Origin of the sequence: Roseibium aestuarii (assembly GCF_008477545.1) — a bacterium.
Lineage (GTDB): Bacteria > Pseudomonadota > Alphaproteobacteria > Rhizobiales > Stappiaceae > Roseibium > Roseibium aestuarii.
Genome location: NZ_VORA01000004.1, coordinates 57864 through 71336, shown reverse-complemented (window position 1 = coordinate 71336; position 13473 = coordinate 57864). Strand labels below are relative to the sequence as shown.

13 protein-coding genes and 2 tRNA genes are annotated in these 13473 nt (G+C 63.2%); 9 read left to right on the top strand and 6 right to left on the bottom strand.

Annotation, left to right across the window (positions count from 1 at the left end):
• Nucleotides 1-33: 33 nt before the first annotated feature.
• A complete protein-coding gene (locus FR728_RS14725; protein ID WP_149893496.1) occupies nucleotides 34-390 on the bottom strand; it encodes a cupin domain-containing protein in 357 nt (118 codons plus the stop codon).
• A 255-nt stretch (nucleotides 391-645) separates the two neighbouring features.
• Here FR728_RS14725 and FR728_RS14720 point away from each other — a divergent pair, with 255 nt between their 5' ends.
• Nucleotides 646-1740 carry a tRNA-dihydrouridine synthase gene (locus FR728_RS14720; protein ID WP_188318919.1) on the top strand — a complete coding sequence of 365 codons (1095 nt, stop codon included), beginning with the start codon at nucleotides 646-648 and terminating at the stop codon, nucleotides 1738-1740.
• 1305 nt (nucleotides 1741-3045) lie between these two features.
• On the opposite strand, the gene FR728_RS14710 is transcribed toward FR728_RS14720, so the two are convergent.
• The 3 genes from FR728_RS14710 to FR728_RS14700 form a co-directional block, all read right to left on the bottom strand.
• Nucleotides 3046-3121 (bottom strand) — tRNA-Ala (locus FR728_RS14710).
• A gap of 141 nt (nucleotides 3122-3262) precedes the next feature.
• A tRNA-Ala gene (locus FR728_RS14705) sits at nucleotides 3263-3338 on the bottom strand.
• Nucleotides 3339-3487: 149 nt separating this feature from the next.
• Nucleotides 3488-3874, bottom strand: coding sequence for a TIGR02300 family protein (locus tag FR728_RS14700; protein ID WP_149893494.1), 387 nt, complete (start codon nucleotides 3872-3874; stop codon nucleotides 3488-3490).
• Between the two features lie 241 nt (nucleotides 3875-4115).
• Here FR728_RS14700 and aroA point away from each other — a divergent pair, with 241 nt between their 5' ends.
• The 8 genes from aroA to FR728_RS14660 all read left to right on the top strand — a co-directional run bounded on the left by aroA (nucleotide 4116) and on the right by FR728_RS14660 (nucleotide 11706).
• Nucleotides 4116-5471, top strand: a complete 1356-nt coding sequence (aroA, locus tag FR728_RS14695) for a 3-phosphoshikimate 1-carboxyvinyltransferase (RefSeq protein ID WP_149893641.1) — start codon at nucleotides 4116-4118, stop codon at nucleotides 5469-5471.
• Nucleotides 5468-6094 carry a (d)CMP kinase gene (gene cmk / locus FR728_RS14690; RefSeq protein ID WP_149893493.1) on the top strand — a complete coding sequence of 209 codons (627 nt, stop codon included), beginning with the start codon at nucleotides 5468-5470 and terminating at the stop codon, nucleotides 6092-6094. Before aroA ends, cmk begins: the two co-directional genes overlap by 4 nt.
• A gap of 386 nt (nucleotides 6095-6480) precedes the next feature.
• The gene (gene rpsA, locus FR728_RS14685; protein WP_149893492.1) at nucleotides 6481-8178 is read left to right on the top strand and encodes a 30S ribosomal protein S1; all 1698 of its coding nucleotides are present in this window, start codon (nucleotides 6481-6483) and stop codon (nucleotides 8176-8178) included.
• A gap of 240 nt (nucleotides 8179-8418) precedes the next feature.
• Nucleotides 8419-8847: an FKBP-type peptidyl-prolyl cis-trans isomerase gene (locus tag FR728_RS14680; RefSeq protein ID WP_149893491.1), complete on the top strand. Its 429-nt coding sequence runs from the start codon at nucleotides 8419-8421 to the stop codon at nucleotides 8845-8847.
• A 155-nt stretch (nucleotides 8848-9002) separates the two neighbouring features.
• Nucleotides 9003-9983, top strand: a complete 981-nt coding sequence (gene sppA / locus FR728_RS14675) for a signal peptide peptidase SppA (RefSeq protein WP_149893490.1) — start codon at nucleotides 9003-9005, stop codon at nucleotides 9981-9983.
• Nucleotides 9984-10002: 19 nt separating this feature from the next.
• On the top strand, nucleotides 10003-10302 hold the full coding sequence (gene ihfB / locus FR728_RS14670) for an integration host factor subunit beta (protein ID WP_073007707.1): 300 nt from the start codon (nucleotides 10003-10005) through the stop codon (nucleotides 10300-10302).
• A gap of 87 nt (nucleotides 10303-10389) precedes the next feature.
• Nucleotides 10390-10746, top strand: coding sequence for a LapA family protein (locus tag FR728_RS14665; protein ID WP_149893489.1), 357 nt, complete (start codon nucleotides 10390-10392; stop codon nucleotides 10744-10746).
• 21 nt (nucleotides 10747-10767) lie between these two features.
• Nucleotides 10768-11706, top strand: a complete 939-nt coding sequence (locus FR728_RS14660) for an ornithine cyclodeaminase (protein ID WP_149893488.1) — start codon at nucleotides 10768-10770, stop codon at nucleotides 11704-11706.
• Between the two features lie 285 nt (nucleotides 11707-11991).
• On the opposite strand, the gene FR728_RS14655 is transcribed toward FR728_RS14660, so the two are convergent.
• On the bottom strand, nucleotides 11992-12612 hold the full coding sequence (locus tag FR728_RS14655) for a trimeric intracellular cation channel family protein (RefSeq protein WP_149893487.1): 621 nt from the start codon (nucleotides 12610-12612) through the stop codon (nucleotides 11992-11994).
• Nucleotides 12613-12754: 142 nt separating this feature from the next.
• Nucleotides 12755-13378 carry a nucleotide exchange factor GrpE gene (gene grpE, locus FR728_RS14650; RefSeq protein ID WP_149893486.1) on the bottom strand — a complete coding sequence of 208 codons (624 nt, stop codon included), beginning with the start codon at nucleotides 13376-13378 and terminating at the stop codon, nucleotides 12755-12757.
• Nucleotides 13379-13473 lie beyond the last annotated feature (95 nt).

Sequence of the window (13473 nt, the reverse complement as noted above, 5' to 3'; positions counted from 1 at the left end):
CCCTGCCGGGGCGAGCGGTCACGGATAGGGCGGTCACGGATAGAGCCGGATGACGAAGAGCTTGCGCGTGGTCTCGATCACCTCCCAGGTGCCGGAAAAGCCCGGCTGAATGACGAAGCTGTCCCCGGCCTTGAGCTCGCGGGCGTTGCCCAGCGCGTCGGTCAGAACCGAGCGGCCGGAGAGGATCGAGCAGAACTCCCACTCGTCATAGGAAATGCGCCACTTGCCCGGCGTCGACTGCCACACGCCGGTAAAATGGGTGTCCTCGTCCCGCGCCTCGGCCAGCCATGTGGTGAAACGCGGATCGCCCGACAGAACCTTCTCGGGCGCAGGCGCCTCTTCTTCCGGGGTGATGGCATCAAGATCCAGCGGCAGGAAATGGGACAGCATGCGCAGCTCTCTTCGGTCGCGATAGGCAGGGACGTGGTCAGACCCCCTGTTTAGAGCAAGAGCGCGTCGTGCAAAAGCGCCCCGGCTGACAGGCCCTCCCGGCGAGGGGTCTTTCGCAATGCTGTAGCTCTTCCCCGCGACACGTGCCGCAAGGTTGAGTGTCGCCGGCGAAACAGGAAGCTGATTGATAAGCATTGACTTTCTCGAAAATCGGACTGACGCTTTCAACTTTAGATCAGCTATGGGTGCGCTGCGGTGAACAGACTTGCTACACGTTTTACAGGCCTCGATTTCGTCAACCCGTTCGTTCTGGCCTCCGCGCCGCCGACGGAAAGCAAAAGAAAGATCCTGCGCGCGTTTGAAGCCGGCTGGGGTGGGGTCGTCACCAAGACGATCGGCCTGCATCCGGTCGAGAATGTCGCCGGGCCCAAGACCATCTATCAGCGCACCAGCGAGACCAAGCCCTATGTCTCGCGCATGAAGCGGCCCGACACCGTGTCGCATTCATCCTGGAACTGGGAGCTGATTTCCGATCAGCCGCTGGAGCAGTGGCTCCCCGATCTGGAAGAGATCAAGACCACCTATCCCGACCGCATGCTCATCGCCTCGATCATGGCCGGTGCCGGCAGCGAGGAGGAGATGAACAACTGGGCGAAGCTGGCCAAGGCTTGCGTCAATGCCGGGTGTGATGCGCTCGAGCTGAACATGTCCTGCCCGCACATGGACCGGAAGGACATGGGCGCCAACATCGCCAATGACGAGGAGATCATCCGGTCGATCCTCAAGGCGGTGACCGCGGCGGTCAGCGTGCCGATCTGGGTGAAGCTGACCCCCTCCACGTCGTCCCTGGTCGAGGCTGCGGGCGTGGCCTATGCGGCCGGCGCCTCGTCGATCTCCCTCTGCAACACCTTCCCGTCCCTGCCGCTTCTCGACCCGGAAACCCTCAAGTTCGAGGTCGAGGTGGACGGGCTGGTCACGTCCGGCGGCCTGGGTGGTCTCGCCATCCTGCACCAGGCCCTGCAGCGCGTCTCCGACGTGTCACGCGCCTATCCGGACAAGTCGATTTCTGGTATCGGCGGGATTCGGGGCTTCCGCGAAGCCTTCAACTTCATCGCCCATGGCGCCGGCAACCTGCAGGTCTGCACGGCGGCGATGGAGGAAAAGGGCAGCGGCGGCATCGGCGTCAACCTGATCCAGGAACTGACGGGCGACCTCAACGACTATCTGGAGCGCAAGGGCCTTTCCTCCATCGAGGAGATCCGGGGCATCGCGCGCGACAGGATCGTCGAACACGCACAGGTGCGCCGCAAGAGCGAAGCCTATAACGGCGGCTACGCCCAGTCCGCCTGAGACGGCGGATTCCACCTAACGCGTCTTCTGGAGGGACGGCAACCGCTCCCTCCAGAGACTGCTCATGGCTTGTTGCGGTGAGCCTTGCACCGACAAGCCGCAGACGCGCTCCGGCCGAAGAGCTTGCGTCGCAACACGGCCCTCGTCTGATCGGCTTGCCAAGTGTAGGACGGATCCCCGTCGGGCATCGCCTCATACGCGATCACCAGCGCCAGCAAATTCCACTCGACTTGCAGTTCATGATTATGCAATTTCGGGTTTTATTGCCGGATACTAAGGGTCTTTTATGAGCGAAAATATTTGGATTAAGGTGGTCGGAATCGCAAGCGCGGTCCTGCCGGTCGGAGCAGCTCTGATCAGTCTGGGAATTTACGTCGGTAATCTGAACAACCAGATCGAAGCGTCACGCGCCGAAGTTCAGGTCCTCAAGGGACAGGTCACGCAACTTCAGGACATCCTGCAGAAGACCCAGGCCTTGGCCAACTCAGGCACCCCCGGCCCGCGAGGCCCTAAAGGGGAGCGAGGCGACCCGGGCGAGATGGGACCTCAGGGCCCGAGGGGCTTGCAGGGTGATCGGGGTCCCGCTGGGCCAGCGGGGTCAGGCGGTGGGCTAAGCGAGCAGCAAGTCGCCGAGATCGTACAACAAATGGTAAGTCAGAAACTGAGCAGCCCACCGACAGGACAGGGCGCGGCAATCAACGTCACGCTCGGTGGTGCGGACGTCTTCAATGCCAAAGGCTGCATCCCCCTTGATAGTATCAAGAATTCCGAAACGCTCCTCATCCGCGACAAGCAGGAATACTGTGCCAGGGACGGACGCTTGGTCGCAACCGTCATCGCGGACGGAGGCAGTGCATACGTCTTTAGGCGACCAGGACAACTTCACGACCGCTGCAGCCTTGGAAAGAACTGTCAGCTTCGATGGTTAGGGTCGTCAACTTATACATTTGAGCGCAAAGGTGAGGATGAGAAAGGCCCCGTTGGACTTTTCCGGAAGTCTGGATAGGACTCACCTTTAGAGATCCAAATTGCGACTGATCGAAAGATCGGGAACACGATAGACCGTCGTTTTACAAAACGCTGCGTTTGCATACGGGGGCCCTGCTAACCACCCGCCTCAGATTGACCGGGATGAGGCCACAGTCTTGTCTGTCACTCGTGAGACGGGTTGGAACAGTGAGCATGAACGCATTCAGCCTGTATAACGGCACTTAAACGCCTGGGTACTGACCGTGGGTACGCACCAACAGAACCGAGAGGCATAGTTTATTGATTTTATTTGGAAAATTTCATCGATAAGAAGGATGGTGGAGCCGAGGGGAATCGAACCCCTGACCTCTACAATGCCATTGTAGCGCTCTCCCAACTGAGCTACGACCCCGAAATCCGTCAGCCGGCATGGGAACCCGGCGTCATGTCTTTGCCGCGTGGGCGGCGTGTCGGCCTCTGGCCAACCTGTCTTCCGCTTCGATAGGGAGGACACCCAAGTTTCAGGTCGCTTGCGAGAAGCCCTGAGGAGGAATGGTGGAGCCGAGGGGAATCGAACCCCTGACCTCTACAATGCCATTGTAGCGCTCTCCCAACTGAGCTACGACCCCATCTTTCCGGTCGACCGGCTTGGGACCCGGTCTCGATGTGGAGCGGAACATAGTCGCCCGCCCCCTTCCGATCAAGCAGAAATTTCCCGTCTCCGGATTTCCGCCTGTGGAAAAGATGCGAGACCGAAAAGCCTCGCATCTTCAAATCATTAGGCTTCGTCGTCTTCGATTTCGACGCGAAGGCCCGGGACGGATTCCTCGTCCTCGTCTTCATCCTCGATGAAAACGTCGTCCTCTTCGGCGTCGTCGTCGTCATCCAGGTCGACGTCATCGTCCAGATCCGGCACGTCGTCGCCGTCAGCGCCGTTCTCGGCGTCCGCCTGCTCCAGGCTGACGAGCTCCGGAGCTGCGTCGTCGTCCTCATCCTCGTCGTCGACTTCCTCGACAACCTTGGAGGCCTTCGCCGAACGGGAGGTCATGACAGCCTCGAAGATCGTGCCGCACTTCGGGCAGGCGATCGGAGACCGGTTCAGGTCGTAATATTTTGCGCCGCAGCTCGGGCACAGCCGCTTCGTGCCAAGTTCAGGTTTTGCCACCGTGCTAACCCTTCGTCTTTTGGAATTGAGGCGCCCCATAGCCTTTATGGCGCCCTGCTGTCAAAGCCAAATCACGCGAATGAAGGCCCAAGCGCGAAGTTCTGCACGAAGGCAGCCAAATTTCAAGAAGACACCTGAGGTTCCGTCAAGTTTTCGCATCCGCATTTGCAGATGACGGGATGGCCCTCCCGTGGTAGCTAGGGAACCCTTTTCCAGCCCCGACAAAATCGGAACCATGTCCATGTCCCATGGCACCTCGCCTACCCCGCTCGCAGCCCGCACCGCCAGCCCGCTCAAGGGAACCGTCCGGGTTCCCGGCGACAAGTCGATCTCGCACCGCTCGCTGATGTTCGGCGCCCTGGCCGTTGGCCGCACCACCGTCCGCGGCCTGCTGGAATCCGAGGATGTGCTGGCCACGGCCGAGGCCATGCGGGCCGTGGGCGCCAAGATCGTCAAGCATGCGGACGGCAGCTACACGGTCGACGGCATCGGTCTGGGCTCCCTGCTGGAACCGGACCGGGTCATCGACTTCGGCAACGCAGGCACGGGCGTGCGGCTGACCATGGGCATCTTCGGCACCCATGACATTGCCGCCACTTTCGTCGGCGATGCCTCCCTCTCCAAGCGCCCCATGGGCCGGGTGCTCGACCCGCTGCGCCAGATGGGCACGGCGGTGATCGCCCGCGAGGGTGACCGGCTTCCGGCCTCCATCCGCGGCGCCAGGACCCCGGCCCCGATCACCTACCGTGTGCCCATGGCGTCTGCGCAGGTAAAGTCGGCGGTGCTGCTGGCCGGTCTCAACTGCCCGGGCGAAACCACCGTCATCGAGCCTATCCCCACCCGCGACCACACGGAAAAGATGCTTGCCGGCTTCGGCGCCGACATTTCCGTCACCGTGAACGAGGCAGGTGAGCGGGTGATCAAGCTGCAGGGTCAGCCGACGCTCAAGCCGCAGGACATCGACGTGCCGGCGGATCCCTCCTCGGCGGCCTTCCCGCTGGTCGCCGCCCTGATCGTGCCGGGCTCTGACATCGTCATCGAGAACGTGATGCTGAACGAGCATCGCACGGGCATCATCACCACCCTGATCGAGATGGGCGGAGACATCGAGCTCGTGAACCGACGCAGCGCCGGGGGCGAAGAAGTGGCCGACATCCGGGTGAAGCATAGCAAGCTGAAGGGCATCACCGTGCCGGCAGAGCGTGCGCCTTCGATGATCGACGAATATCCGGTTTTGGCCATCGCGGCCGCCTTCGCCGAGGGCGACACCTTCATGCCGGGCCTCGACGAGCTGCGGGTGAAGGAGAGCGACCGTCTGGCCGCCGTGGCGCGCGGACTGGAAGCCAACGGCATTCCCTGCGTGGAGACCGAGGACACGCTGACCGTGACCGGCGGCGCCAAGGGACTTGGTGGCGGCACCGTCGTCACCCATCTGGACCACCGCATCGCCATGTCCTTCCTAGTGCTCGGCATGGCCGCCGACAAGCCGGTGACCGTGGATGATGGCGCCGTGATCGCCACCAGCTTCCCGACCTTCACCTCGCTCTTCAACGGCCTGGGCGCCGACATCCGGGACGCGGGGGGTGTTGCCGCATGATCATCGCCATCGACGGCCCCGCCGCCTCCGGCAAGGGCACCCTCGCCCGGCGAATTGCCGACCATTACAAGCTGAACCATCTGGACACGGGCCTGACCTACCGGGCCGTGGCCGCTGCCCTTCTGGCGCAGGGCATGCCGCTTGGCGACGAGGCGATCGCGATCGAGGTGGCCCGCCACCTGGATCTGGCGAAGATGGACAAGTCCGTGCTCTCCGCCCATGAGATCGGCGAGGCGGCCTCCCGGGTCGCCGTGCTCGGTGGCCTGCGCGAGGAACTCGTGCGGCTCCAGAAGGCCTTCGCCGCGAAGGCTCCGGGCGCGGTTCTCGACGGCCGTGACATCGGCACCGTCGTGTGCCCGGACGCGACCGTGAAGCTCTTTGTCACAGCCGCACCGGAGGCCCGCGCCAAGCGCCGGACCGCCGAGATGCAGGGCAAGGGCGAGGACGCGAGCTACGCCTCCGTGCTGGAAGACCTGAAGCGCCGCGACGTGCGCGACAGCTCCCGCAGCGTGGCTCCGCTCAAGCAGGCGGCCGATGCACACTTGCTTGACACGACGGAAATGGATATAGAAACGGCGTTTCAGGCGGCTGTGGATATCATTGACCGGACCCTGGCTGGCTGACGGGCCCTTGACCCACCGGCCCATGGCCGGAGCGGTTGAACATTTCCCATACGCCCTTTCGGCTTTTCCCGATGCGCAACCGGACCCTGTCCGGTGGCTGCGCAGGATCTGCCGCATGTGATGGCGAGCCCGCTTGCGGGCACGGCCATGCATCAGGAATTTCAGCGTTTTTCGCCCTGTTGCGGAGAACGCCGACACGAGACGGGATGCTCCGTTTCCTGCCCCGCCGGCCCGATCGGCTTGATCCCTTCACGGATCGAGACGTTCGGCAGAGACGATCCGCACGGCCCAGATGTCCGCGCAGGTCCGATCCGGGGAAGGGAGGATCCTTCGAACACCAACACGAACCCGCCGGCGGCCGGCCAGGATTGGCATCAGGAGTTTTTATGTCTGAAATGAACCCCTCCGTTGAGGATTTTGCCGCTCTTCTCGAAGAGTCCTTCGTCCAGAACGATCTGTATGAAGGCGCTGTCGTCAAGGGCATCGTTGTCGCCATCGAAAAGGACCTCGCCGTCATCGACGTCGGCCTGAAGGTCGAAGGCCGCGTGCCGCTGAAGGAATTCGGCGCCAAGGGCCGTGACGGCGACATGAAGGTCGGCGACGAAGTCGAAGTCTACCTGGAGCGCGTCGAAAACGCTCTGGGCGAAGCCGTCCTGTCCCGCGAGAAGGCTCGCCGCGAAGAAAGCTGGGTCCGCCTGGAAGTCGCTTTCGAAGCTGGCGAAAAGGTCAACGGCCAGATCTTCAACCAAGTCAAGGGTGGTTTCACCGTCGACCTCGATGGTGCCGTGGCCTTCCTGCCGCGCTCCCAGGTCGATATCCGTCCGGTCCGCGACGTGACCCCGCTGATGCACACCCCGCAGCCGTTCCAGATCCTGAAGATGGACAAGCGCCGCGGCAACATCGTGGTCTCCCGCCGCGTCGTTCTGGAAGAAACCCGCGCCGAACAGCGTTCCGAACTGGTCCAGAGCCTCGAAGAAGGCCAGACCGTGGAAGGCGTGGTCAAGAACATCACCGATTACGGTGCGTTCGTTGACCTGGGCGGCATCGATGGCCTGCTGCACGTCACCGACATCGCGTGGCGCCGCATCAACCATCCGTCGGAAGTGCTCTCGATCGGCCAGACCGTTCGCGTGCAGATCATCCGCGTCAACCAGGACACGCATCGCATCAGCCTCGGCATGAAGCAGCTTGAAACCGATCCGTGGGATGGCATCGAAGCCAAGTACCCGATCGAAGCCAAGTTCAACGGCCGCGTGACCAACATCACCGACTACGGTGCATTCGTGGAACTGGAGCCGGGCATCGAAGGCCTGATCCACGTTTCCGAAATGTCCTGGACCAAGAAAAACGTCCATCCGGGCAAGATTGTTTCCACCTCTCAGGAAGTGGAAGTGATGATCCTGGAAGTGGATCCGATCAAGCGCCGCATCTCCCTGGGCCTCAAGCAGACCCTGCAGAACCCGTGGGAAGCCTTCGCCGATCAGTATCCGTCTGGCACGGAAGTGGAAGGCGAAGTCAAGAACAAGACCGAATTCGGTCTGTTCATCGGCCTCGACGGCGACGTGGACGGCATGGTTCACCTGTCCGATCTGGACTGGAACCGTCCGGGCGAGCAGGTCATCGAAGAGTTCAAGAAGGGCGACATGGTCAAGGCCGTCGTTCTCGATGTTGACGTCGACAAGGAGCGTATCTCCCTCGGCATCAAGCAGCTCGGCGCTGACCCGATGGAATCCGGCGCTGCCGGTGAAATCCGCAAGAACGCTGTTGTCACCTGTGAAGTCATCGAAATCACCGATGGCGGCCTGAACGTCAAGATCGCAGACAGCGACCTGACCGCGTTCATCCGTCGCGCCGACCTGTCCCGCGACCGTGCGGAACAGCGTCCGGAGCGCTTCTCCGTCGGCGACAAGTTCGATGCCCGCATCACCCAGTTCGACAAGAAGACCCGTCGCGTTTCCGCCTCCATCAAGGCTCTGGAAATCGCAGAAGAGAAGGAAGCCGTCGCTCAGTACGGTTCCTCCGACTCCGGCGCGTCCCTCGGCGACATCCTGGGCGCAGCCCTGAAGCAGGCTTCCGAAGACTAAGATCTTCGAAGACGCTTCAAGCGCAACACTTCGGAAGGCCCGGCGGCGACGCCGGGCCTTCTGTCGTTTCAGCCCTCTGGTATTTCAAGCCTCTGACGCCTCACCCGCTGGCCGCCGCCGGTTTTGACATTCGGGCCGAATGGACTAGGCTGGCCCATGAGCCCGGAGCACCCGCCGCCAGACCGGACGGCCTCTGACATTCACCCTCCCCACGTTCCAGACAGAATTGAGAGACACGCTATGACGACCGTCAAAGCGGGTGACATCGTTCACATTCACTACAAGGGCACCCTGACCGACGGGTCCGTGTTCGACAGCTCCGAAGGCCGCGATCCGCTGTCCTTCACGGTCGGTTCGGGACAGATCATCCCCGGTCTCGACAAGGCCCTGCCGGGCATGCAGGTCGGCGAGGACAAGACCGTCACGATCCCGGCCGAGGAAGCCTATGGCCCGGTGAACCCGGCTGCCCGTCAGGCGGTTCCGCGCAACCAGTTCCCGCCGGAAATTCCGCTGGAAGTCGGCACCCAGCTGCAGGTTCAGACCCAGGGCGGACAGATCATGCCCGTGGTCATCGACACGGTCGAGGACGACCACGTGGTGCTGGATGCCAACCATCCGCTGGCGGGCAAGGATCTCACCTTCGCCTTCTCCGTGGTCGCCATCGGCTGACACGGGCACCCGGGCTTCGCGGGCCGGTCTCGCGGAGCCTGCACGTCAACCGGGTGCAAGAGCCTCGTTGCATTTGCATTCCGGTGACGCTCCGTCCTATGAAGAAGAGCCGTGCGGGTCCGGTTCGACCCGCAGACAGCCAGAGGCTTTCCTTCATGCCCCTCGACGTGGATACACTCATCGACCGCCGCAAGCTGCGCCGCAAGCTCACCTTCTGGCGCGTGGTCGCCGTGGTGGCGATGCTGGTCCTCATCGGCGGGGGAAGCTTTGCCCTGCTCTGTCGCGATCTGTCCCATGCCGGCAACCACATTGCCCGCCTGCCCATCGAGGGCATGATCCTCGAGAACCGCGCCCAGCTGAAGCTGATCGACGATCTGGTCAAACGCGACAGCGTGAAGGCGGTGATCGTCTCGATCAACTCGCCCGGTGGCAGCACCACCGGCGGCGAGGATCTCTACAATGCCCTGCGCCGGCTGGCGGAAAAGAAGCCCGTGGTTGCCGAGATCCGCACCCTTGGGGCTTCGGCCGGCTACATGGTGGCGCTGTCCGGCGAGCGGATCTTTGCCCGCTACAACACGATCACCGGCTCCATCGGCGTGCTCTTCCAGTATGGCAATGCGGCCAAGCTGCTGGACACGATCGGCGTCGAGATGGATGCGGTGAAGAGCGCGCCCCTGAAGGCCGAACCCGATTTCTATTCCGAGACCTCCCCGGAGGCCCGCGCCGTGCTGGCCGATGTGGTGGACGACAGCTACCAGTGGTTCGTCAAGCTGGTCGCCGAGCGCCGGGGACTTGATCTCGAAGCGGCGCGCACTCTGGCGGACGGGCGGATCTATTCCGGCGTTCGTGCATTGGACAAGGGCCTGATCGACGCCATCGGCGGCGAGCGGGAGGTTGTCGCCTGGCTCGTGGACGAGAAAGGCGTGCCGGAGGGCCTGCCGGTTCTCACCTGGGATCTCGACAAGGCGGCTGATGACAGCCCCTTCGCCCTGAAAATGTCGAAAGGCCTGGGCGCCGGGATCGCGGAAACTATACTTCAGTCGGATTATTCGGCTAACCGGCTGATTTCTCCCGGTTTTATGCTTGACGGCCTCGTATCGGTTTGGCAGGCTTCCGAAACGGAAATTGAGAAATAGAAATATTGAGGGGCGGCAAATGATCAAGTCTGAACTGGTTCAACAGATCGCGGAACAAAACCCGCATCTCTACCAGCGCGATGTCGAGAATATCGTGAATGCCATTCTTGACGAGATCACCGAAGCGCTCATGCGCGGCGATCGGGTCGAGCTTCGCGGCTTTGGCGCCTTCTCCGTCAAGAACCGCCCCGCCCGCACCGGGCGCAACCCGCGCACCGGCCAGAAGGTCGAAGTCGAGGAAAAATACGTTCCCTTCTTCAAGACCGGCAAGGAAATGCGCGTCCGTCTGAACGATGGTGTGGACCACGGGGAAGACTGACCTGACGGTCATTCCCGTCTGTCGCCGCAGGACTTAGTATCCGGAGCCTGTGGTTCTCGCACCAGCAGCCATATCCCGGAGACTGTCATGATCCGTTTCGTCAAGAACGCCCTTCTCGTTGCCGTCGCGATCGTGATCGTCCCCCTTTCGGTGTCCAACCGCCATCCGGTGACCGTGTCGCTGAACCCGTTTGATCCGACCGATCCGCGGTTCGCCATCACCGACATTCCCCTCTTCTGGGTCATTTTCGCCAGCCTCGCTCTCGGCATTGTGCTGGGAGGCGTCGGCGCCTGGGCCCGCCAGGGCAAGTGGCGCAAGGAAGCCCGTGCCAAGCGGCGCGAAGTGCGCAAGTGGCAGGGTGAAGCCGAACATCTGCGCGAAATCGTCGAGCCTGCGGCCGCCAAGCCAGGGCTCCCCGCGCCGAAGAGCCGCTCTGCGGCCTGACGACCCTGCGGGGCGCGCGGCATGAGGATCCTCTCTGCAGAAGACATCGACGCCGCCGCCCCTGTCCGGGATCTCCTGGAAACCCTCCGCCGGGCCTATCGCTCGCAGACCATTGTCCCCGCCCCGTCCCGGCTCGCGCTGCAACGCCCGGATGGCACCGGTACGCTGACCCTGGCGTCCGCCTGGACCGACTTCAGTGGCCAGGGGCACAGCGACCGGGGCTATATCGGCTGCTCGCTCATGCTCGACCTGCCGGCAGGCACTGCCTCCTCGGCAGCATCTCAGGCCGCAAGCCCTCAGGCGGGTGCCTATCTGCTGTTCTCCGGCAAGACGGGCCAACCCATCGCGCTTCTCGACGGGGTGAGGCTGGCGCAGCGACGGCGCGCGGCGCTCTGCGGGCTGAGCGCACAATATCTCTCCCGGGAAGACAGCGCCCGTCTCTTGGTGCTGTCTCCGCCCGCCTTCTTTCCGCTGATCATGCAGGCCTATGCGGCCGTGCGGCCCATCCGCTCCGTGCTTCTGGAACCGACGGAGACCGAGATGTGCCGGAGGCTTTCCGCCCTGCCCGGCCTCTCCCATATCGACTTCCGCACCAGCCCGGAGCTGTCGTCCGCGGCCACCGGTGCCGACATCATCTGCGTCGGCGAGGCAGCGCAGGAGGGCGACCTGTCCTGGCTGCCCTTCACCGCCGACGATCTGCCCGAGGGCGTGCATCTCGACCTTCTGGGCGGCACGCCGGATCTCGTGCGCGCCCTCAACGACAGCGCCCGTATCTTTCAGGCCGAAACGCCGGAGGATCCGGCCGCCGCGGGCTGGGAGATTACCGCAACGTTCCGCGAGCTCACGCGCGGCGAGAAGGCCGGTCGCCGCTTCTATGGCCAGACCACCGTGTTTCACGAGGGTCGCATGTCGGGGCTGGGCGACTTCGCCACCGCTGGTCACGTGTTCCTGCGCAGCTAGGCAATGGGCGCAGAAACCGCCGGACTGTGCCGTGCATCACCCCGGACCTTACGGGTTTCCCCTAATATCTCCTCATGGATGGCACCCCGCCATTCCGATGAGGAGCGACCCCGATGTTCAAGACCCTTGTGATGTTCATGGCTCTGCCGTCCCTGCTAAGCGCCGGTGTGGCCATTGTGGCCCTGCAGCAGGCGCTGGCTTGAGACCCTGCCCACACTCAAACCTGACATGAAAAAGGCCCGCAGATGCGGGCCTCTTCATTTCCAGGAGACCTTTCGGCCGCCGTCACGGCCGGTCGAGAGAAGCGCCGGACTTGTAGACCGGCAAGGTCCAGCCCGCGACGATCGCCCCACCGCGCAGGATCAGCGCGAAGGCGGCAGCGAGGCCGGCTGCGACCCAGCTGTCCATCTCCGCCATGCGCAGACCGACATAGAGCGCAGATCCCGCCAGCGCGGCGCTCACATAGATCTCGGGCTTGAGCAGCGCCGATTTCTCGCCCACCACGATGTCGCGGAGGATGCCGCCGAAGGTTGCCGTCATGGTTCCCAACAGGATCGCCACCAGAGCGGAATCGGTCACAGCGAGGGCCTTGGCCGCCCCCATGACGCAATAGGCCGCCATGCCGATGGCATCGGCCCAGCGCAGGGGCTTGCCGAGCTTTTCCACCTGCGGCCCCGCCACCCACATGAGCGCGCTCATGGCCAGACATACGAGCAGATAGCGATCGTTGAGGGTCCAGAAGACCGGTACGTCGAGGAGCACGTCGCGCAGGGTTCCGCCACCGATGCCGGTGATTGTCGCCAGAAAGAGGAAAGCGAGGATGTCCAGCCCCTTGCGCGAGGCCATGATGGCGCCGGTCAGGGCGAAGACGGCCACGCCGATGTAATCGAGAAACTGCAGGAGCATGGCGCCCGTCTCCGAAATGCCAGAAGGGCTGCCCCGCGACCGGAGCAGCCCCTCCCAAGATAAGGTCGACGACCTGAATGTAAATCGCACAGGCACAATCGGCCGCGCTGTTCTCCGGTCGTTCAGATGAGCGGATGCGCGATCAGGCGCTCTTGTCCACCGTCTGGCCGGCCTCGCCGTCTGCGGCCACATCCTTCGGGCCGCCCTTGGCGACACCCACCATGGCGGGGCGCAGGACCCGGTCGCCGATGGAGTAGCCGGCCTGAACCACCTGAACGACCGTGTTGTTCGGTACATTCGGGTTCGGAACCTCGAACATGGCCTGATGGAAGTTCGGGTCGAACTTCTGGCCTTCCGGTTCCAGCTTCTTCACGCCGTGCTTTTCCAGCTGGCCCAGCAGGTCGCGCTCGGTCATCTCGACGCCTTCGATCAGGCTCTTGATGGTCGCGTCGGCCGCCTCACGCACCTCCGCGCCCAGGCTGTCGAGAGCGCGGCGCAGGTTGTCGGTGACGTTCAGCATGTCGCGGGCGAAACCGGTCACCGCATAGGTGCGGGTGTCCTTGATCTCGCGCTGGGTGCGGGAACGCAGGTTTTCCATTTCGGCGATGGTGCGCAGCAGGCGGTCCTTCAGCTCCGCGTTCTCGGCCTGAAGAGCCTCCAGCGGATTGAGTTCCTGTGCGGTGTCGCCGGCGTGAGCGTCGGCGGAAGCCTGATCAGCAGCGGCCTCGGGCTCGACGCCTTCCGGGATCTTGTTGTCGTCGCTCATGTGTTGTCCGTCGGTTTGTCGCTTGAAAAAGAGTTGGAGCGGTCATGCTTGTGCACAGCCGCTCCGACCCGTCAAGGTTCAGCATGGTTCAGAAG